The sequence below is a fragment of the Pseudarthrobacter sp. PvP004 genome (assembly GCF_017876035.1).
GTDB lineage: Bacteria > Actinomycetota > Actinomycetes > Actinomycetales > Micrococcaceae > Arthrobacter > Arthrobacter aurescens_A.
Map to the genome: position 1 here is coordinate 2994332 of NZ_JAGINL010000001.1, position 19791 is coordinate 3014122.

Genomic DNA, 19791 nt, shown 5'->3' on the forward strand with positions numbered 1-19791 from the left:
GTACCCCTAACTGACCGTAGAGAGGTCGTTGTTCTTAGACTCCCGCGTCAGCAGGATGAAGACAATCGATACCAGCGACATGACGGACAGGAACACCACCACGGGGACGATACTCTGGCCGGCGTCCTTGTAGAGTCCGGCGACGATTCCCGGGGTGAAACCAGCGCCGATCAAGGTTGCCAGCTGGTAGCCGACGGCCGCGCCGGTATAGCGGTTAGTGGTGCCGAACTGCTCGGAAACGAACGCTGCAAGGGGCCCGTAGAGGGACGAATGCAGAATCAGCGCCACCGTGAAGGCCAGGAAGACCAAGGCGATGTTGCCGGAGCTGAGCATCCCGAACATCGGGAACAGGTACAGGATGAACAGGGCCAGGCCCGTGACCATGACCGGACGTCGGCCGAAGCGATCGGACAACCGGCCGCCCAGGAGCACGAACAGGATGGAGATGGCCGAGGCACCTGCGAAGGCATACAGTACGCCCTGCTGTGGTGCGCCCTTGGATACTGCATAGGTTACGGAGAACGTGGGCAGTACTACTTGGAGGCCGAAGCCGGCAGCACCGGCAAACATGATCATGATCAGCGCTTTGGGACGCTTCAGAACTTCCAGCAGCGGGATCTTGCGTTTGTAGCCCTGGGCGCTTTCCTTGGCCACGGCTTCGGCGAAGATCGGGCTCTCGGAGACCCGGAGCCGGACGAACATCCCTACGATCAAGAGGACGAAGGACAACAGGAACGGCACACGCCAACCCCAGGCCAGGAACGCGTCCTGGGGAAGGGCAGAGAAGATGCCCATGACCACGGTGCCCAGAACTGCGCCCGTTGGGGCACCGGCGTTCACGAACGACGCCGCAAACCCGCGCCTCTTGGGGTCCGAATGCTCCAAAGCCATGAGGGCGGCCCCACCCCATTCACCGCCGACGGCGATGCCCTGGCATACACGCAGGACCACCAGAATCACGGCACCCCACGGTCCGATGATGTTGGCGCCAGGAATCAGTCCAATCAACGTGGAGGCGATGCCCATCATCGCCATGGAGACGATCAGCATGCCCTTTCGGCCGATGCGGTCACCGAAGTGCCCGAAGATGATGCCGCCCAAAGGCCGGGCAACATAGCCCGCCGCGAAGGTGGCATACGCGGCGACCACGCCGACCCACTCGTCAGTACCGGCGAAGAACACCTTGGGGAAGGCAACCGCGGCGGCCGTTGCGTACAGCAGGAAGTCGTAGAACTCGATGGTGCTGCCCAGATAGCTGGACATGATGACCGTGCGCGCCTCTTTGCGCTTAGCGGCCGTGCTCGACTGTGCGAGCGCAGTGTGTCCTGACATGGCTGTTCCTTGGGAGAGGAGGGAAAAGGGGTGGGATCTTTACTTGTAAAAGCGCTTCTTACTTGTAGAAACGGGCGAGGAATTCGGCCACGACGGCGGGGCGTTCCTGGCCTTCGATCTCGATGGTGGCGTTGACCTTGATCTGGGCTCCGCCTTTGACCTCGGTGACCTCGGCAATGGTGCCGTGCATGCGGACCTTGGAGCCGACTTTGACCGGGGAGGTGAAACGGACTTTGTCCAGGCCGTAGTTGACCTTGGTGGTGACGCCTTCGACGTCGAACAGTTCGCCCCAGAACGGGATGATCAGGGACAGGGTGAGGAATCCGTGTGCGATGGGGGCGCCGAAGGGGCCGTCCTTGGCGCGCTCGGGGTCCGTGTGGATCCACTGCTGGTCATCGGTGGCGTCGGCGAACAGGTTGATCTGCTGCTGGGTGATTTCGCGGTAGTCGGTGGTCCCGAGGTCCTTGCCGGACATGGTGAGCAGGGTGTCGAAATCGACGACGAGATTGGGCATCTTTGCCTCCTGGTTGTTGTGTTTTGGTGTGCGTTGTTCAGTGGATGAAAGCACTCTCGCCCGTCAGGGCGCGCCCGACGATGAGGGCGTTGATTTCGTGGGTGCCTTCGTAGGAATAGACGGCTTCCGCGTCGGCATGGAAACGCGCGACGTCGGCCGCGAGCGTTATGCCGTTTCCGCCCACCACTTCGCGGGCCAGGGCGACGGTTTCGCGCATCATGAGGCTGGTCTGCATCTTGGCCAGGGCAGAATCCTGGTCCCGGTAGATACCCCATGCCTGCTGTTCGGTGAGCCGGACCACCAGAGAGAGGGATGCCGTGATGTTGCCGAGCATCCGTGCCAGCTTTTCCTGGACCAGCTGATAAGAGCCCAGGGACCGGCCGAACTGTTGACGTTCCTTGACGTAGGCCAGGGCGGCTTCGAAGGCGCCGGCCTGGATACCGGTGGCGATCCAGGCAACATCCGAGCGCATGGCCCTGAGCATCGCGGCAACGTCCTTGAACGAGTTCACGTTGTGCAGCCGCATGGCCTCGGGGACCCGCACATTGTCCAGGGTGATGTGGGCGTTCTGCATCATCCGCAGCGAGGTCTTCCCGTGGATTTTCTCCAAGGTTACTCCGGCGGCGGTGCGGTCCACGAGGAATGCTTTGACCTGTCCGTCGGCGACGTCGCGGGCGAAAACGCACAGCACATCCGCCGTTGAGGCGCCCCCGATCCACCGCTTCGCGCCATCCAAAACCCAAGTTCCGCCGTCGAGGTTTGCTTCGAACCGGGCGGTGGTGGAAAGCCCTCCCGCGATGTCCGAGCCGTGCTCCGGTTCTGTCAACGAGAAGACGCCCTTGAGGGAGAAGTCGATGACCTTGGGCATCCACTCCTTTTGCTGATCTTCGGAGGCACCCACCCGGATTGCGGTGCGGAACAGTCCAGCTTGGGCGGTGTACCAAGTAGCCAGGGAAGCGTCCGTGCGGGCAAGTTCGAAGATTCGGAAACCGTGGAAGATTCCCCGCGCGGGGGCCTCAAGGGTGAGATCGGCCGGTTCCATCACGTCAAGGTCGATCAGCGGCCTCGCGAGCTGCTCGGGGAATTCGCCCCTCTCCCAGTATTCGGCCAACAGAGGTTTCGCTTCGGTCTCCAGGAAGGCCCTCAAGCGGCCCAACACCTGGCGTTCTTCGGTGCTCAGCAGCGCCTCAGCGTCGTACCAATCCGCCACGGAATACAGCCTCTGATCCGTGCCCGTCCCCGGTGTCGCAGTCGTGCTCATCTCAACCGCCCAGTCCCAGCAGCCGGACGGCGTTGTCCTTGAGGATCTTCGGCCGAACCTCGTCCTTCAGCGGCAGGTCCGCGAACGCACCCAACCACTTCTGCGGCGTAATCAGCGGGAAGTCGGTGCCGAACAACACCTTGTCCTGCAGCACGGAGTTGGACAGCCGAACCAGCGATTCCGGGAAGTACTTGGGCGACCAGCCTGACAGGTCGATGAATACGTTGGATTTGTGGGTCGCGATGGAGTTCGCTTCGTCCTGCCACGGCACTGACGGGTGGGCCATGATGATCTGCAGCCCCGGGAAATCAGCCGCCACGGCGTCGAGCAGGAGCGGGTTCGAGTACGCCAGCTTGATGCCGTACCCGCCGGGAAGCCCGGCACCCATACCGTTCTGGCCCGTGTGGAAAATACACGGCAGCCCGAGTTCCTGGAGCGTTTCCCAGAGCGGGTAGAACTGCTCGTTGGACGGGTCGAAGCCCTGCAGCGAGGGGTGGAACTTGAAACCCCGGGCGCCGAGCTCCATGGCCTGGTGCTTGGCCCCGGCGATCGCGTCCTCCCCGGTCCTGGGGTCAACACTGCCGAACGGAATGAGCACATCATTGTTCCGCGCAGCTCCGGCAATCAGCTCAGGGATGCTGTTGGGCTCATGCTTGAGCTGCGTGCGGGCATCGACAGTAAAGACGACGGCGGCCATGTTCAGTTCCCGGTACACCTCGGCGATCCTGTCCAGGGACGGGGTGCGGTCCTCGGACTTGAAGTACTTCGCCGAGGCTTCCGTCAGCGCGTCCGGGAGCGAGCCGTGCCCGCAGCTGTCCACTTCGAGGTGGACGTGCATGTCGATCGCATCCAACGCCGATGCGTCGATGCCCAGTTCATAATGGTCGGCCATGATCAGCGCGCCTGTACCGCTTCAGATTTGGCTGGCTCGGGCCGGAGTTCCTCGGGAAGCGGCAGGAATTCCTCGCCGAAGCTCTGCAGCGCCTCCGCGCCAAACAGGGAGCCGGCATTCTCTTGCAGTGCTTCATAGCTCCAGCCGCCGTCGCGGTATTCAGTGGTGGCCGCCGTCGGGTGCGTCCAGACCTGAAGCCGGTCACCGCCGGCACCGATCGCTTGGCCGGTCACTCCCGCAGCCGCGTCAGAGGCAAGGAACGCGATTAGCCCCGCGACGTCGTCGGCCGTTCCGAAGCCGAGGTCGTGGCGGAAGAAGGACGGCATGGCCTCGCCGCGTTCCTCGGCTTCTACGGCCTTCTGGAAGTACGGGACCGTCTTGGTCATCGCTGTCGCCGCCACCGGAATCACCGAATTGACCGTCACGCCGGCCTTCTTCATCTCCAGCGCCCAGGTTCGGACCATGCCCACGATGCCGGCCTTCGCCGCTGCGTAGTTGCTCTGCCCGAAGTTTCCGCGCTGGCCCGTCGGTGACCCGATGGTGATGATCCGACCCGCGATGTTGTTTTCCTTGAAGTACGCGAACGCCTCACGCACACAGGTGAACGTACCCTTGAGGTGCACGTTGATCACCAGGTCAAAATCCTCGTCCGTCATCTTCAACAGGCTCTTGTCCCGCAGGATCCCGGCGTTGGTGACCAGGATGTCCAGCCGGCCGAAGGCTTCAACAGCGCCCGCAACCAGCGCTTTGGCGGCGTCCGTGGTGCCCACTGGAACCACCACGGCGGTGGCCCGGCCGCCGTCGGCCTCAATCTGCGCAACGGCTTCCGCAGCGGTCTCAGCGTTCACGTCGTTGATCACGACGGCGGCACCCCGCCGGGCGAGTTCCTTCGCGTAAGCGAGTCCAAGACCCTGTCCACTCCCGGTGACGATTGCAACCTTGCCGTTCAAGCTCATGGCGTGCTCCTTCGCATGCAGTAACCGGCCGGAGCCGGTGAGGCCGATCCCACTGCATCGTGAGATCCTTGTCATGATCAATGAGAATACGGATCATTGAAAAAGTCAACGATTGTTTTTCATTACTATTGGAGTTGTCATGGGCCCGCAAAGCACCGAAGTGGAAACCCCGCGCCTGGCGGCAGCAAAAATCGGCAGCGATGTGGGCCTGTTACTGGCCAAACTTCACGCCACAGGTTCACTCCTCAACAACAAGGCCTTGGCTGATTACGGACTCCGGGAACGGTCATTTTCCGTGCTGACCCTCGCGTGCAGCGGCTTGGAACCCACGCAACGTGAGCTCGCCGATTTCCTCAGCCTGGACCCCAGCCAAGTGGTCAGCCTTGTGGACGACCTCGAGCACCGCGGGCTCGTCAAACGAGCCCAAGGCAAGCAGGACCGTCGGGCCAAGATCATCGTCTCCACAACTGAGGGCCGGCGGATCCACAACAAGGCGCGGGCGGCGCTGGAAGTGTGCGAGCAGACCCAGCTCGCGGCGCTGAGTGAGGAAGAGAACGTGCAATTGAGGACGCTGCTCAAGAAGGCGTTGTGGGGCTAGGCTCGGCGCCAGCCCGGTCCTAGCCAGCGATGGACATCTGCACAGCAGCGCCCGACTAGCGTATGCACCTGTCCATATCGGCATGCGGGCGCTTCTGTCAGGATCGGAAACTATGAACTTCCCACTTTTCCACGATCCCCTGCAGGGTGCCGTCACTGCCGACGCCCCCGTGCGTGATCCCCAGATCCACCGCCAAGCCCGCGCCACCAACCGGCCGCCCCGCCAAGTCACTCATGGTTCAAAGCCAAGCCGGTCCGCCAGGCAGCGCGAGGTAGCCAAGGTGGCCGAAGACCTCCAAGCTTTGATGGCGAGGACCATCGGCAGGCACTGATTTCGAGGGAACTCTGACTTGTCCACAGCCGCTCTCAGGTGACTTGTGAACTTGTCTGACACCAGGCCTATATCGGCGGGGGCTCCATGGCCGTAGTCGCCTACCACCACGGCAGTCTGGAGTTGGGGCCGCCATCGGCCCTTACTTTCCAGATGCGGCTCATGGAGGCTGTTGCGGGCGGCATGATCGAGGACCACCGTCGCGCCGTCGAAAGCTACGCCCGCTTCCGCCTGCAGACGCCAGTCACCGAGCCCTCTCCCGGCACCCTGGAAGTAACGTGCTTCGCGAAACCGGACAACGTCACCAACACCGTCGTCTATCGGCACGGCGACAGCGCGTTCCCGATCCACCGCAAAGAGAACTTCGCCGCACGCACCACTCTCAAACCAAACACCGAATACATCACCGAACACCGCAGCGTGATGAGGGACAGCACAGGTGCGCTCACGGAAAACACGGTAGAGAAGTACTACACCGACGACACCGGCACAGTCACGCGCGTAGACACATACGCAGGCGTCAAGGGCGCGTGGTCCCCCGAACTGAACAAACCCATGCCCAACGTCACCTACAACGTCATCGCCCAAGTCGACGGCGGACTACAGAACACGTTCACGCTTATCACGGACGATTTCGCAAAGCCAAAATTCATTGGGGCACATATCACTGGAACCCTCAAGGGTGACATGAATCGTAATGCCTGGCAGCAGCTGTTAGCGGGCAGGAGGGTTGGCGGTTCCGCCTATGATGGCGGACACTTGATCGCGTCGCTTTTTGGTGGTCCGGGTGAGAGCGCCAATCTACTCGCTCAGCACATGTTCCAGAACAGAGGCCACGGCAATCCGAACAGTGATGCCAACGCCTTGGCGTTCTACCAACTCGAGAGAGATCTGTTCTCCCAGGCCCAAGAACGCTTCAATGCCGGACAAACCATAGACTTGCATATGGAAGTGGAAGCCGTCCCGGGTCCCAAGCCAGGGCTTCCGAGCTCGCTGACGGTCGATTACAGATTCGCCGGTGGGCGAGCGGAGTTTGCAGAATTCGACAACCTCGTCCAGGGAGATATGTAAGTGCCTGATTTCAGCAACTCGACTAACAGCACCAAAGTTCAGGAAGCTTTGCTGAATCTTCATAAAGTTTGCATGGGTTCAGGCGGTGACTTTACTGATGTTGACGAAGTGCTAATTACCCAGTATATCTTTGCTGGTTATTCACACCGGTATGTTGATGTACGTATTGCTGGACAATGGACGTTTACTACGAACCAGCGCATTAGCCGATCTGCCCTGATGTGGTTGAAAGAGCTAAAGAAGGATGCTTACCAGCCAGGAATCGGAAGCTGGGTGACTGCTCAAGTACATCTATTCCCCAAGCTTCCGGCTCCATTCGAGTCTTTGATGAAGAAGTTCAACCGCCAACGGCAACTTCAGGACGCAAAGGTACGGCGGAAGTCATCTCCTCCGAGTTATTGGCATTTCCGCGGACGCTAGAAAACATCCCCCCTTGGATGCTGTCTATTCTAGAGACCGCCCACATGTCTCCACCGCTCTATAACCGGGAGTAGGGTACCGTTGACTGGAACAACAAGCGCCTACCAGTTAGCGACTCCGGTACGGATTTTTCCAGGGATCCTGCAGTCATCGTTTCTTCGGACGAACCGGGCGTCTTTGCCAGGATCAGCAAGAAACTGTTCGGAGCATAGCCTACCGATAGCAGTCAATGGTGTTCGGCCAACTCCCGCCAGTCGGAAGCCTCGCCACCCTCCTGACCAGGCTTGAAGCCGTTTCTTCAGAAGGACGACGCCAAGCAGGTTTGGACAAAGGGTGGCCTGACCGTGCTGCTCTACGGGCGAGCCAGCGACTGGCCTACCGGCAAGATGGTATCCGAGACTGGGACAGTTGGTGCCGATACTCGCCTAGGGAACTCGTTGGAAATTGCTTTTCTCCCTCGGGATGACGACTTCATGCCTTCGAGTTCCGGCTTGTCCTACCTCGTCGAGGAAATCGGAGAACTCTGGAATGCTACATGGTTTGCCGCGTTAACGGAAGAAATTATTGATGCTATTGAACAACCATTCGGCGAACCGGAAATTGGAATTATTTCGTACTGGGCAGACAGCATCAAACGCCCACTGCCGGCATCGAGCGATGTAACCGTACGAAAGACCGCCAACGGCATGCTCGCTCAAGTACACGATATGGGCAGTAGAGGGGCCATCACTTACTCACTGAAAGTGAAACAGATATAAGGCACAGCTCTTTCATTAAATTCTGAATTCTTCGAGGAGCCTGCGTAGAGCCCACTCCGGAACCCGTTAGTATCCACACCATGGGCATCCACATCGGCACCTCGGGCTGGAGCTACGACCATTGGGAGAACGTGCTGTATCCCCCGGGCCTTCCGGCGTCCAAGCGCCTGGCCCATTACACGGCACGATTCAATACGGTGGAACTGAATGCGAGTTTCTACCGTTGGCCTCGCGACACGTCGTTCGCGAGTTGGAGGGTACGGCTTCCGGCTGGCTTTGCCATGTCGGTGAAAGCACCGCGGGGCCTCACGCACGGCAAGAAACTCTACGATCCGGAAGTTTGGGTGGAACGGATCGTCCGGTGCTGGCACGAACTAGGCGACAAAAGAGCGGTCCTGTTGGTCCAGCTGCCACCAGGATTTGAACGGGACGACGCCCGACTCGACTATTTCCTGTCCGCGTTTCCGGAGTGGATCCGCATCACCGTCGAGTTTCGGCATGACAGTTGGGACCACCCGGACATCTATGCCTTGCTTGAACGCCACGGAGCCGCCTACTGCATTATGAGTGGCGCCAACCTGCCGTGCATCCTCCGGGCCACCGCACCGTTCGTGTACATTCGCCTGCACGGCCCGGACCACGAGCACCTTTACGGTGGCTCATACTCCGATGACGATCTCCGATGGTGGGCGGACAGGATTCGGGAGTGGGACGGTTCCGGCAAGGATGTCTATGCCTACTTCAACAACGACGGCGGCGGTAACGCCGTGCGGAATGCTGACACTTTGCGGTGGCTGCTTGGGGTCAGCTGAGCTCGCTGATCCCCAAGCTTGGATGGCGGGCGCCTCTAGGCCAGGCGTCCGCGCACGATCTCACTGACGGTCTTGCCGTCAAAACGTCCTGCAACCTTGGCCGTAACGGGCTTCATGACCGCTCCGATGGAGCGCATGGAAAGTTCCTGCCCGTCAGCCTTCAGGGCCTCAATTGCCTCGTCCACGATTGCCTCTACTTCTTCGCGGGTGAGGGCCTTTGGCAGGTAGGCCTCGATGATCTCCGCCTCAGCGACTTCGGCCGCTGCACGGTCTGTTTCTCCGGCCTCCGTGTAAATGCGGGCTGTGTCCCGGCGCTTCGCAGCTTCCTTTTGGAGCAGCGATGTCACCTGGGCGTCGTCCAGCTCAACGGGAGTCTTTCCGGACTTCTCGCGGGTAGTTATCTCGCCCAACACGTTGCGGACAGTGGTGAGGGCAATCTTGTTGCCGGCTTTCATGTGGTCTACGACGTCGGCTTTCAAGCGTTCTTTGAGTGTCATGATGTTGCTCCTTGTTCGGGGTCTTCCTGCTATCTTCCCAGCTTGGGTAGTCACCCCGGGTCTCCCGCCGCACCGGGAGCAAGCCATAACATGGGCCGTGTGATGCTACAGGCTTGTATCAACGGGGCTCGAGAGGTCTCACAGCACCATCGGTTGACAGCTGATCCGACCGGCATTGCCCGCGAAGCAGCGGCGTCAGTGGCTGCCGGCGCCCACACTCTGCACTTCCACCCCAAGAATCCGCTGGGTGAGGACACCCTGGAACCTCACTACCTGGCCTCATGGCTGACTGCTCTCCGTAAGGCCTGCCCAGCCACTCCATTGGGCGTGACAACAGGTGCTTGGAGCTCCCCGGATGCACCAACCCGGTTGAGGATGATTGAGTCCTGGCACGAGCTTCCTGATTTCGCATCCGTAAATTGGCACGAGGAGGGCGCAGAGGAAGTCGCTGAAGCCCTTCACGCCCGCGGCATCGGCGTAGAGGCCGGAATTTGGCACGCCGACGCGGCACGTCAGTGGGCCTCCTCTCCGCTGCGGGGCAAATGTTTGAGGGTGCTGGTGGAAATTCAAGACATTCCGGCCGAGAACGTGGAAACGGAAGCCAAGAGCCTCCTGGATCTGGTGACTGACCAGGCACAATCCGATAGCCAGCATGCCGTCCAGCCGCCCGCCCTGCTCCATGGTGAGGACCGATCAGCCTGGGCTGCGCTGCAGCTTGCGGCCCGGTGGGGATTGGACACCAGAATCGGCCTTGAGGACACGCTCGTGCTCCCAGAAGGAATCCAAGCTGACGGCAATGCCGAGCTCATTGCTGCAGCAAAAATTCTCCTTGCGGCCTGAATACTAAGCATGCTTAGCTTATCGAGTCGCTGGACATCAGGTTCACCTGGAAACCAGTTGACCCGCTAACCGCATCAAGGAGCCGCAGCGCTTAGGAGGAACTCCCATGCCACTTTCAGAAAGGGAGCGCAAGGTACTTCAGCAGCTTGAGCGCGAGCTCTTCATCCAAGACCCTGACTTGGCTCGGCAACTGGAATCCGGAGTTCCTGTACGCGGTCCTGTTCACCCCCGTATCCGCGACGTCGTGACTGCCGCCGTCGGAGTGCTGTTGATCCTGCTAGCCATCCCCTTCAACGTATTTCCGTTTGCCCTCGCCGGCATGCTTCTTGTTGCACACGCATTGTTGGCTCACAGGAAATACAAAAATGAGTCCTCGTCAAGACTCCTTTGAAGGCAACGCCCCCGGCGGTTCCTGCTCCGTCGGTTCCCTCTCCATCGGCCCGCTGACCACTACCTGCGCAGGGCTGTGGAGGAGGTAGCCGTTAAGCCAGGAGAACAGGGCGCGGATTTTTTGCTGGAGCCCTGACAATAGAGCGAGGTGTACCAACAGCCAGGACAGGAAGGCAAGGATGCCCTGCAACTGGATTCTCTTGCGACCCAACTCTGCCACCGCGGCGCCACGCCCCACCATCGCCATGTAGCCCTTGTCCACATAACGGAAGGGCGTTCGACTGCCCCCGCTGAGGTCCGCAAGAATGTTCTTCGCCGCCCATTTCCCGGCCTGTTGGGCCACCGAACCCAGCTGCGGTAGTTTTGCCCCCGTTGAATCCGTGATGTTGGCTGCATCTCCAATGACGTAGACGCCATCCGCGTCCGGGGCAGTCAGGTCCGGACGGACATCTATTCGTCCGCCTCTCCCCTGAGCAAGGCCGGATCCGGAAATGAGGTCGCCCGCTTTGAGTCCCCCGGCCCACACCACGATCTGTCCGGGCACGGAGCTCCCGTCGGCCAAAGTCACTCCGTTGTGCCGGACCTCAGTCACGCCCACACCCATGTGCAGTTGAACTCCCACCTTCTTCAAGTGCTCAGTGGCATAGCTCTGGGACTTCTTGGAAAACATGTTGAGGACGCTGGGAACCATATCCACCAGATGCACACGGCAGCGTGCTGCCAGCTCGCGCGAGAAGTACTTACTCACAACGTATTTGACGTTTTCGGCCATCGCTCCAGCCGTTTCAACTCCGGTAGGTCCGCCGCCTACCACCACTACATCCACTGACCCGTCGGGGTTTCTGTCGGCCTGGTCCAACAACCGGGTGAGGCCGGTCCCAAGCCTCGTCGCATCCGTGACGGAATACAGCGGGAACGCATGATCTTCCGCACCGGGTGTGTTGAAGAAGTTCGGGACCGCCCCAACCGCGATGACCAGGATATCCGCCCGCAAGGTTCGCCCATCAGCAGTCCTGACCGCTCGCTCGGCGGCGCTGACGGAGTCCACCTTCGACGTCAGAACCTTGACCGTTTTGAAGCGGCGGAAAACGGAACGCAGTGGCCGGGCAATGGCTGACACTCCGATTTGCGATGTTGCTACTTGATAGAGGAGCGGCTGGAACTGGTGGTAGTTGTTCGCATCGATCAGCAAGACGCGAACGCCCTTGCGCCCGAGCTCCTTGGCTGCTGCCACGCCTGCGAAACCGGCACCGACAATGATGACTGGGTATGAGTCCTCCATGCGAGCAACTTACTTCACTCCAAGTCCGGGCAACAGGGGTTCGCGATTGCCGTCGAGCGTTTATCCTCTGGCCCTGTGGGTACGCAGTGGGTAGTGTTCTGCATTCGGCAACGCACGCGGAAGGGTGATCTTTGTGAACGAGGACGGGCTGACGGACGCAGTGCAGGAAGCGGGAGCCGTCGAGCTGCTCCTGATCCGGCACGGCGAGAGCGAAGGCAACGTGGCCGCAACGGAGGCACGTTTGGCTGGAGCCGAGGTCATAGATGTTCCGGCCAGGGATCCTGACGTAAATCTCTCCGGCACTGGACAGGACCAAGCCAAAGCATTGGGGACGGCGCTGGCCCGGATCGCCGATGAACTCCGGCCGGATGCTGTTGTTTCCTCCCCCTATGCGAGGGCCCTGCAGACGGCGGAAATCGCAGTTGAGACGGCAGGCTGGCCCGTGAAGGTTCTCACCGATGAGCGTCTCCGCGACCGCGAACTGGGCATCTTGGACCGGTTGACACGCTTGGGTGTGGAGACCCGATATCCGGACGAGGCCGAGAGGCGGCTATGGCTGGGCAAGCTGTACTACCGGCCACCTGGCGGCGAATCGTGGGCCGATGTTGCACTCCGCATACGCTCAATCCTGGATGAGCTCAACACTTTGGGAACAGGGCAGCGGGTGATGCTGGTCTGCCACGACGCCGTCATCCTGCTGGTCCGTTACGTCTTGGAAGGAATGTCCGAGGAGGAAATTCTTGACTTGGCAGCCACAACGTCTGTGCTGAATGCATCGATCACAAGGTACGTGCGCCCTTCGGGTGCGGGGCCTTGGGAACTGGAAAGCTTCAACGTGGCTGACCACCTCACCGAACAAGGTGTCACTGTCACTGAGCACGCCGGGGACGCCAGTGTCCACCCCCAGTGACTCCACCACACCCACGCTGGTGACACCGTCGCTTTTGCGTGACTGGCCGCTGCCGGCACCGGGAGATGACAAGTACTCGCGCGGTGCCGTGCTGGTCATCGGTGGAGCACGTGTGACCCCTGGCGCGGCTTTGCTGGCCGGAATCTCAGCCCTTCGCGCAGGAGCCGGGAAAATTACCTTGGCCGTTGCCGAATCCGTGGCAGTGCAGGTGGGAGTCGCGTTGCCGGAGTGCGGCGCACTTGGACTGCCCGAGAACGCCGGCGGGTCCGTAACCGGTGAGGGGTTGGACCGGATCTCGTCCTACCTGGAGCGCGCCGATGCCATGCTGATCGGGCCAGGCTTGGACGATCTGGAACTGGCGGAATCGCTGCTGCGAACGCTGTTGGAGCGGGAGGAGTCCCACGCTGCCCCCGGCACTGAAGGAGGTCCCGCCGTCGTTCTTGACGCTTTTGCCTTGGGCGGACTGGTCAAGGTTGAGGATGTACTGGAACCGTGGCGTGGCCGGCTGATCCTCACGCCGAACCCCACAGAGACCGGAATACTCCTGGGCAGGGATGTAGGGGATCTTGGAGCTGATGTAGCTGAGGTCGCTCGCAGGTTCGATGCGGTGGTGAGTTGTCAGGGATACATCGCCGGACCCGGCGCCGAAACAGCAGACGACTCGACGCTGTGGAAGATCACCACCGGCTATGGCGGGCTGGGAACGTCCGGCAGCGGCGATGTTTTGGCAGGCGCCATTGCGGGGCTCCGCGCGCGCGGTACCAGCGACGCTCAAGCTGCTTGCTGGGGCACGCACCTTCACGCCGCCGCTGCCGACCGCCTGGCCAGCAAGCTCGGCCCGCTCGGATTCCTGGCCCGCGAGCTCGCCGACGAACTGCCCGCCCTCATGCTGGAACTCAATACCTGACGGGCGGTTCGCGACGGGAACCTAAGCGGGCTTCAGCAATTCATGCTCCACGACGGCGGCACGGGACAGCGTCTTATAGCCCTCCTGTTCGAACAGAACAGTCATGACGTCGTCCTCGTGCCGCATCACCAGACCCGGACCCCACTCTTTGTGGATCACGGTGGACTGCAACGGGAACAGGTTCTCGGCTGTTGAGGTGAGGTGACCGGCGGAACCCGACCCCGCGTCGTCGTGAATTTCAGCGCACGCATCACAGTTTCCGCAAGGTTCCGGCAGGTCCTCCCCAAAGTAGCCAAGCAGGAACTGACGGCGGCAAGCATCCGTCTCGGCGTACGCGCGCATCATGGTGAGCCGGGACTGGTCAACGCGTTGCCGTGCCTCAGCCAGCTCGACGGCGCGGTCCACCAGCGTGGTCAGCTTGGCTTTGGAACTGAGCCGGGTGCCGCGCTTGCCTGTTGTGACGGCACCGGCTTCCTCCAACTGGTTCACCAGCGCGGTGACGCGGCGGGCGGGGAAGCCGGTGAGCTCCACCAAAGCGGTTTTCGGGACGGGTGCGCCCGCGTTCTTGATGACTTTCAGCACCGCTGTGAGCGCCTCCGCGTCCGGGGAATGGGTGGCGAAGAACTTACGCAACCCCAGGTCTTCGGCACGGTAATGCAGTATCGCAGTGGCCGGTTCGCCGTCGCGGCCCGCGCGGCCGATTTCCTGGTAGTAGGAGTCCAATGACTCCGGAATATCCGCATGCACCACGAAGCGGACATTGGGCTTGTCTATGCCCATACCAAAGGCTGTAGTGGCAACCACGACGTCCAGTTGATCGTCCAGGAATCTCTCGTGGATACTTTCCCGGTCAGAGTCCGCCCGCCCCGCGTGGTAGGCCTCGGCGCGGAGACCATGCTCGGTCAGTTTGGCCGCGTATTTTTCGGTGGCCTTGCGGGTAGCGGCATACAGCAGCCCCAGTCCCTCCGCCTTGGCAAGCGCGACTACCTGTTCCATCACAGCTTTTCGCTTGCCTTTGTCCTCCTGATGCCGGACAACATCGAGGCTGATGTTCGGGCGATCGAAGCCACGAACCAGAACCACCGGTTCCGTCATGCCCAGCCGCTTCACGATTTCGTCACGCACTGGTGGGGACGCGGTTGCGGTCAGGGCTATGACCGGCGGGTTACCCAGGTGTTCGCGGACGTGGCCCAGCTCGAGGTAATCCGGGCGGAAGTCATGGCCCCAGGAAGATACGCAATGTGCCTCGTCCACTACGAACATGGTGATGTCCAGATTGGCGATGCGCTCCACGGTTTCCCGCTTGGACAGTTGCTCGGGGGCGAGGAACAGGAAAGCTGCTTGGCCGGACTCTACGGCCTGCCAGGCTGCCTCCACCTCCGCATCGCTGCGGGAAGAATTGATGGCGACGCCGGCTCCCTCACCCAGGTGCTCTGCCAACCCGTCCAGTTGATCTTCCTGCAAGGCAATAAGAGGAGAAACCACGACGGCGGGTCGGCCCGTTTTGTTGTGAAGGTACAGCGCTGCGACTTGGTAGGTAGCAGATTTTCCGTAACCGGTGGGCATAACGGCCAGGACATCACGCCTCTCGACGAGGGCGGTCATGCCAGCGAGCTGGCCCTCTCGTAGCTCAGGCAAGGAAAAGGAAGAGGCCGCCAGGGCGGTCAGGGCAAGGTCATCGGACATTAAAGTGTGGCTCCGCGTTGTGGTTCCTGCGGCCACTTGCATCAGCCGAGGTGACCAGCCTAGCGCGGGCGAGGCTCCGCCGTCGTACGCTGTTTGCCCGGTTGTGGATAACCCCGGGTGAAGTTAGCGCGGATCCCGGGACCGCACCTGATAGCTCAGGTGGGTGACGCGTGTTCCCGGAACGATCACGGGATCGTCCAGCACGATGTCCGTTTCCAGGTGCTCGAACCAGCGAATACCGCTTCCGAGGAGGACAGGCACCAGGTCTACACGGAGTTCGTCAATCACACCGCGGCGCAAGCACTGCTGCACAACGTCCGCGCCCGCGGCGCCTATCTCCTTGCCCTCCGCGAGGTCGGCCGCGCGTTCCAGGGCTGAGTCCAGGTCTCCGACGAATTCGAACGGCACCGGCTTGCCGTCCCGCCGGACCGGTGGCCAATCCGCCGGGGGTTCCCGGTGCGTCAGGACAACGGTGGGTGACTCATTGGGCGGATGTCCGCCCCATCCCTTAGTCATATCGAAGATACGCCTGCCGGAGATGAATGCACCCTCCCTTGGAAGCGAGTTCCAGTAGGCGGCATCAGCTTCGCTGAGGTGAAACGGCACGGGATGGCCGGGCATCCAGGTTTCAACATTTCCGGCTTCATACCAATCGAACAACGGCCCGATTCCGTCGTCTTCCCGGGCGATAAATCCATCGAGGGACACCGAAAACTGGGCGGAAACGCGGCTGTTCCTGTACATGAGATCAGTGTGGTGGCAACGCCCGGGTTGTCAAGAATACTGCCCCCAGAGAAGGTAATCAGGCTACTTATAAACGGTGGCAGTTGTGCCTATGCTTATTCCATGGAGCCCACGTCAGCCATCCTTTTAGTGCTCATCGGTGTGGTCGTCTGGCTCGGTGCCACCATCCTGCCCTTGGCCCTCCTTCCCTCGTCGCGCGCCGAGGACGAGCACAAGCCCAGAGCACACCACCCCCGCCGCCCCAGGCGTGAGCCGCGCGCCGTCCACCGGTTTCGGCCATCCTCACTGAAGGTCCGCTCGGGGCACCACGCCCACGCGCGGCCACACGGCGCTTAGCCATGCGGCCGCAGGCTACAGCCCGGCTACAGCGGATTGCCAAACTCCCGGATGGTGATTCCGGAGAAGTTCGCAGGGCCACCGTCCGCATAGAGTGAGATGCCGCTATCGCCGTCCGCGAAGTGAACCTGCTGTGAAAGCACAGTGTGCCCCGAGTTCACAAACACCTCAACGCTCTGCGTGTCCACGAAGATGCGTAGATGGACTGACCGCGCGTTGGCGTCGATAGGGGCTGCGGCCCGAGTGTACGGCACCAGCGTGTACCCATCTTGGTCTGAAGGCGCACGGTCGACGTATAACTCATCGCCGTATTTGCCGATATTGGTATGTCGGGATCCGTCCGGGGAACGGCCAACAGATACCCCGACGTTAGCGGCCAGGTTCCATGAAATGTGGACCTCCAGTTCGTAAGCGCGCCCGTTCCATGGCAGTACCAGACTGCCGCTAACCGTGCGGTCGGGCAGGGTCGTAGTGGCGGTGACATAACCCTGCAGCGCGCCGACCGGGGAGCTCAGCAAGCTGTACCAACCTCCGGATTGACGCTCCAACCGAAGTTCACGCGTCATGGAGTTCTGCCCGTTGTAACCGTCGGAGGCATCTGTGGGTACGTCGCGGGCGGCGTACTTCCAGTTGTTCATCCAAGCGATCGCCAGACGCTTCGTTTCGGGGGCCTCGACGGAGGGCCAAGTCACGGCGGCGTACCAGTCCCATCCCCAATCGAGCCACTGCGGAGTTAAGTCATCAGCAATGAACGCCGCGCCGTTCCAAGTACCCGTCCAATAGGCAAAGGTCATAGGCAGATCGACGCCGTATGCATCCATGCTCGCACCAAACACCCAATGCCGCGTGCCGTCGCCTGCGGTCATCTCAAAAAGATCAGGACATTCAATGCCTCCCAGGGCGTGGTTCGGGTAATCGAAGTTGGATTTCCAGTTCCAGTCCCGCAGGTTTGCGGAGGTGTAAAACGCTGCGTACCGAGCCCGTCCGATCACACACACCCACTCATTACGCGCTCCGTCCCAGTGGATCTTCGGGTCTCGGAACCACTCTGCGTTCTCAATCTCAGCTTGGGTGGCGGCAGATCGTCCGTCTGTGTTCACGATTACCGGGTCCGGGAGGGCGGAGAACGTGTAACCGCCGTCGGTTGACCAGTACAGGTACTGCTCCTGGAACTTTCGAATGCCGCCAGTTGGCTGAGTAGCCAGTGCGACTACGGTCCCGGCACCGAAACCAGCGGTGTTCGCGATGTCCACTACCGCCGATCCCGACCACACCGGGAAGTCGGGCTGCAAGGGCATGACCTCACCGTGATGAGTGAAGGCGACGCCGTCACCGGTAGTTGCGTGATCCCATCCACCCGGCCCGTTGTTCTGGCTGGAGTGGAGGTAGTAGAGCTGGTACGCGCCGTTGGTATGGACTGGACGTTGCGGATCACACAGCCAGCCGGAAGGCGGAGTCATGTGGTAAACAGCCCGAAGTGATGTCTGGGCGTGCGCGGCTACGGGGGCGGCGTTGCACAAGAACAGCGCGATGGCGCCAGCGCTTGCACCTTGTAGTGCAGTGCGTCGAGAGATGTCGTACGTCATTGATTCGTTCCTCTCAAGGTTCGGCGCAACAGCGCGCCGAGGGTCATTCAGTGGGGGAAGCCGAAGCTATGCAGGACCCTAGTGGCACGAAGTCTTGCTGGTCAAGCGTTTTAGCATTATCAAAATTACGAGGAATAGATTTTGCTAAAACGCTTGAATGAATCGGAAATACACGCTAACTTTCAGTGATCAAACGCTTTAGCAGAATGGACATCAGCGCCGATGAAACGCTCAGTCTTCTTCCAACCCACCCACGGATGGGTTGGCGACCTTATCCCTTTCGAGAAGGACGGGGAGTTCTGGCTCTTCTACCTTCACGAAGACCGCTCAGACCCGAAACCAGGCACCTCTTGGAATCTCGTCACCACAAAAGACCTCACGCAGTTTGAGGACCACGGCGTTTCGTTGAGCCACGGCAGTGAAAGCGACCTGGACTTCAACGCCTACACGGGCAGCGTCCTTGCGGACGCAGCCGGCGTCCATCACCTGTTCTACACCGGCCAGAACCCGCGAAACGTCGGCCCCGACGGCATGCCCCGGCAATTGGTCATGCACGCCACGAGCACGGATGGCATGCGAACCTGGCAAAAACACCCGGAGCTCACGTTCGGCGCCCCGGACGGCTACGAATCCGGCGACTGGCGCGACCCCTTCGTGTTCTGGGACGACAGCAAGAACCAGTGGAGAATGCTCCTCGCGGCCAGGCACTCCGAAGGACCGGAACGGCGCCGCGGCGTCATCGCACAGTGCGTGTCCACTGACCTGATGACCTGGCAGCACACCGAACCCTTCTGGGATCCACGCCGCTACATCACCCACGAATGCCCGGACGTCTTCTCCTGGGGAGACTGGTGGTACATGGTGTACTCCGAATTCTCGGAATCGTTCACCACCCGATACCGCATGGCCAAGAGTCCCGACGGGCCTTGGACTGTGCCGGCGTTGGACAGCATCGACGGCCGCGCCTTCTATGCCTCAAAAACCGCCGAACGTGACGGGCGGCGCTTCTTCTTCGGATGGATTGCCAGCAAGGAAGGCAACGCCGATCAGGGCGCTTGGCAATGGGCAGGAACCATGTCCGTGCTGGAAGCGCGCCAAAATCCGGACGGGACGCTGGGGTTCTCGTTCGCAGACGAGCTCGTGGAGAGCTTCTGGGACGACGTCTCCGTGCCCCTGACCGGTTCGTTGCCGGCTCGGCTCCACGTCCCGGACGGGTACACGGCGCTGGTGTCGGACGAGGAGTTGCCTCAGCAGTTCTACGCCAAAGCGGTGCTGGACATCGCCCCTGACACCACCGAATGCGGGCTGCTGCTGCGCTCCAGCCACGACGGCGACCATTCTTACGTCCTGCGCCTGGAACCCAAGCGGGGACGGCTCGTCTTTGACCGCTGGCCTCGTACCATCACCGGCGACGCGCAGTGGCACGTCTCCGGGGACGTCCCGTTCGACGTCGAACTCGAGCGGCCCTGCGACCTCACCCCTGGCGAGCACACGCTTGAGGTCATCGTCGACGGCGACATTTGCGTCGCCGTCGTCGACCGTCAGGTTGCGCTCAGCACCAGGATCTACGACCTGACAGCTGGGAGGATCGGCCTCTTCGCGGGCGAAGGATCAGCCACTGTCACCGAACTTGAAGTACGTCAACGCACCGACCACTGAATATTCATCC

Annotated in this window: 22 protein-coding genes; 12 read left to right on the forward strand and 10 right to left on the reverse strand. The window is 61.1% G+C overall.

Going from position 1 to position 19791, the window contains the following annotated elements:
- Nucleotides 1-6: 6 nt before the first annotated feature.
- The 5 genes from J3A64_RS13415 to J3A64_RS13435 are packed head-to-tail and all read right to left on the reverse strand — an operon-like array spanning nucleotide 7 to nucleotide 4955.
- Nucleotides 7-1332 carry an MFS transporter gene (locus J3A64_RS13415; RefSeq protein ID WP_011773702.1) on the reverse strand — a complete coding sequence of 442 codons (1326 nt, stop codon included), beginning with the start codon at nucleotides 1330-1332 and terminating at the stop codon, nucleotides 7-9.
- A 58-nt stretch (nucleotides 1333-1390) separates the two neighbouring features.
- Nucleotides 1391-1846 (reverse strand): MaoC family dehydratase, encoded by a 456-nt coding sequence (locus tag J3A64_RS13420; RefSeq protein ID WP_011773701.1) that lies wholly within the window; start codon nucleotides 1844-1846, stop codon nucleotides 1391-1393.
- Nucleotides 1847-1883: 37 nt separating this feature from the next.
- Entirely contained in the window at nucleotides 1884-3107 is a 1224-nt protein-coding gene (locus J3A64_RS13425; RefSeq protein ID WP_210064506.1) for an acyl-CoA dehydrogenase family protein, read from the reverse strand.
- A 1-nt stretch (nucleotide 3108) separates the two neighbouring features.
- Entirely contained in the window at nucleotides 3109-3999 is an 891-nt protein-coding gene (locus J3A64_RS13430; protein WP_210064507.1) for an amidohydrolase family protein, read from the reverse strand.
- Nucleotides 4000-4001: 2 nt separating this feature from the next.
- Nucleotides 4002-4955 (reverse strand): SDR family NAD(P)-dependent oxidoreductase, encoded by a 954-nt coding sequence (locus J3A64_RS13435; protein ID WP_210064508.1) that lies wholly within the window; start codon nucleotides 4953-4955, stop codon nucleotides 4002-4004.
- 139 nt (nucleotides 4956-5094) lie between these two features.
- Here J3A64_RS13435 and J3A64_RS13440 point away from each other — a divergent pair, with 139 nt between their 5' ends.
- From J3A64_RS13440 to J3A64_RS13465, 6 genes are all read left to right on the forward strand, one after another.
- A complete protein-coding gene (locus J3A64_RS13440; RefSeq protein WP_210064509.1) occupies nucleotides 5095-5553 on the forward strand; it encodes a MarR family winged helix-turn-helix transcriptional regulator in 459 nt (152 codons plus the stop codon).
- Between the two features lie 112 nt (nucleotides 5554-5665).
- Nucleotides 5666-5884: a hypothetical protein gene (locus J3A64_RS13445; protein ID WP_210064510.1), complete on the forward strand. Its 219-nt coding sequence runs from the start codon at nucleotides 5666-5668 to the stop codon at nucleotides 5882-5884.
- 86 nt (nucleotides 5885-5970) lie between these two features.
- Entirely contained in the window at nucleotides 5971-6954 is a 984-nt protein-coding gene (locus tag J3A64_RS13450; RefSeq protein WP_210064511.1) for a DNA/RNA non-specific endonuclease, read from the forward strand.
- Nucleotides 6955-7374: a hypothetical protein gene (locus J3A64_RS13455; protein ID WP_210064512.1), complete on the forward strand. Its 420-nt coding sequence runs from the start codon at nucleotides 6955-6957 to the stop codon at nucleotides 7372-7374.
- A gap of 284 nt (nucleotides 7375-7658) precedes the next feature.
- Nucleotides 7659-8132, forward strand: a complete 474-nt coding sequence (locus J3A64_RS13460; RefSeq protein ID WP_210064513.1) for a hypothetical protein — start codon at nucleotides 7659-7661, stop codon at nucleotides 8130-8132.
- An 80-nt stretch (nucleotides 8133-8212) separates the two neighbouring features.
- Nucleotides 8213-8944 (forward strand): DUF72 domain-containing protein, encoded by a 732-nt coding sequence (locus J3A64_RS13465; protein ID WP_210064514.1) that lies wholly within the window; start codon nucleotides 8213-8215, stop codon nucleotides 8942-8944.
- A gap of 35 nt (nucleotides 8945-8979) precedes the next feature.
- Here the strand turns inward: J3A64_RS13465 and J3A64_RS13470 are convergent, their stop codons facing one another.
- A complete protein-coding gene (locus tag J3A64_RS13470) occupies nucleotides 8980-9441 on the reverse strand; it encodes a GatB/YqeY domain-containing protein (RefSeq protein ID WP_043805825.1) in 462 nt (153 codons plus the stop codon).
- A 102-nt stretch (nucleotides 9442-9543) separates the two neighbouring features.
- Here J3A64_RS13470 and J3A64_RS13475 point away from each other — a divergent pair, with 102 nt between their 5' ends.
- Nucleotides 9544-10281: a 3-keto-5-aminohexanoate cleavage protein gene (locus J3A64_RS13475; RefSeq protein ID WP_286176752.1), complete on the forward strand. Its 738-nt coding sequence runs from the start codon at nucleotides 9544-9546 to the stop codon at nucleotides 10279-10281.
- A gap of 106 nt (nucleotides 10282-10387) precedes the next feature.
- Nucleotides 10388-10672 (forward strand): DUF3040 domain-containing protein, encoded by a 285-nt coding sequence (locus tag J3A64_RS13480; protein WP_011773691.1) that lies wholly within the window; start codon nucleotides 10388-10390, stop codon nucleotides 10670-10672.
- Here the strand turns inward: J3A64_RS13480 and J3A64_RS13485 are convergent.
- Nucleotides 10658-11953, reverse strand: a complete 1296-nt coding sequence (locus tag J3A64_RS13485; RefSeq protein ID WP_210064516.1) for an NAD(P)/FAD-dependent oxidoreductase — start codon at nucleotides 11951-11953, stop codon at nucleotides 10658-10660. The two genes, J3A64_RS13480 and J3A64_RS13485, sit on opposite strands and share 15 nt — an antisense overlap.
- Before the next feature lie 124 nt (nucleotides 11954-12077).
- Here J3A64_RS13485 and J3A64_RS13490 point away from each other — a divergent pair, with 124 nt between their 5' ends.
- Together J3A64_RS13490 and J3A64_RS13495 are read left to right on the forward strand one after the other, a co-directional pair.
- Entirely contained in the window at nucleotides 12078-12863 is a 786-nt protein-coding gene (locus J3A64_RS13490) for a histidine phosphatase family protein (RefSeq protein WP_014920873.1), read from the forward strand.
- Nucleotides 12847-13770, forward strand: a complete 924-nt coding sequence (locus J3A64_RS13495) for an NAD(P)H-hydrate dehydratase (protein WP_210064517.1) — start codon at nucleotides 12847-12849, stop codon at nucleotides 13768-13770. Before J3A64_RS13490 ends, J3A64_RS13495 begins: the two co-directional genes overlap by 17 nt.
- A 21-nt stretch (nucleotides 13771-13791) precedes the next feature.
- On the opposite strand, the gene J3A64_RS13500 is transcribed toward J3A64_RS13495, so the two are convergent.
- Together J3A64_RS13500 and J3A64_RS13505 are read right to left on the reverse strand one after the other, a co-directional pair.
- Nucleotides 13792-15456, reverse strand: coding sequence for an ATP-dependent DNA helicase RecQ (locus J3A64_RS13500; RefSeq protein ID WP_011773687.1), 1665 nt, complete (start codon nucleotides 15454-15456; stop codon nucleotides 13792-13794).
- 123 nt (nucleotides 15457-15579) lie between these two features.
- Nucleotides 15580-16200 (reverse strand): dihydrofolate reductase family protein, encoded by a 621-nt coding sequence (locus J3A64_RS13505; protein ID WP_210064518.1) that lies wholly within the window; start codon nucleotides 16198-16200, stop codon nucleotides 15580-15582.
- A 102-nt stretch (nucleotides 16201-16302) separates the two neighbouring features.
- Here J3A64_RS13505 and J3A64_RS13510 point away from each other — a divergent pair, with 102 nt between their 5' ends.
- Nucleotides 16303-16536, forward strand: a complete 234-nt coding sequence (locus J3A64_RS13510) for a hypothetical protein (protein WP_143711609.1) — start codon at nucleotides 16303-16305, stop codon at nucleotides 16534-16536.
- Between the two features lie 26 nt (nucleotides 16537-16562).
- Here J3A64_RS13510 and J3A64_RS13515 read toward each other — a convergent pair whose 3' ends face one another.
- Entirely contained in the window at nucleotides 16563-18122 is a 1560-nt protein-coding gene (locus tag J3A64_RS13515) for a glycoside hydrolase family 32 protein (protein ID WP_210064519.1), read from the reverse strand.
- 222 nt (nucleotides 18123-18344) lie between these two features.
- Between J3A64_RS13515 and J3A64_RS13520 the strand changes: the two genes are divergently transcribed.
- On the forward strand, nucleotides 18345-19781 hold the full coding sequence (locus J3A64_RS13520) for a family 43 glycosylhydrolase (RefSeq protein ID WP_011773684.1): 1437 nt from the start codon (nucleotides 18345-18347) through the stop codon (nucleotides 19779-19781).
- The last annotated feature ends 10 nt before the right edge of the window (nucleotides 19782-19791 follow it).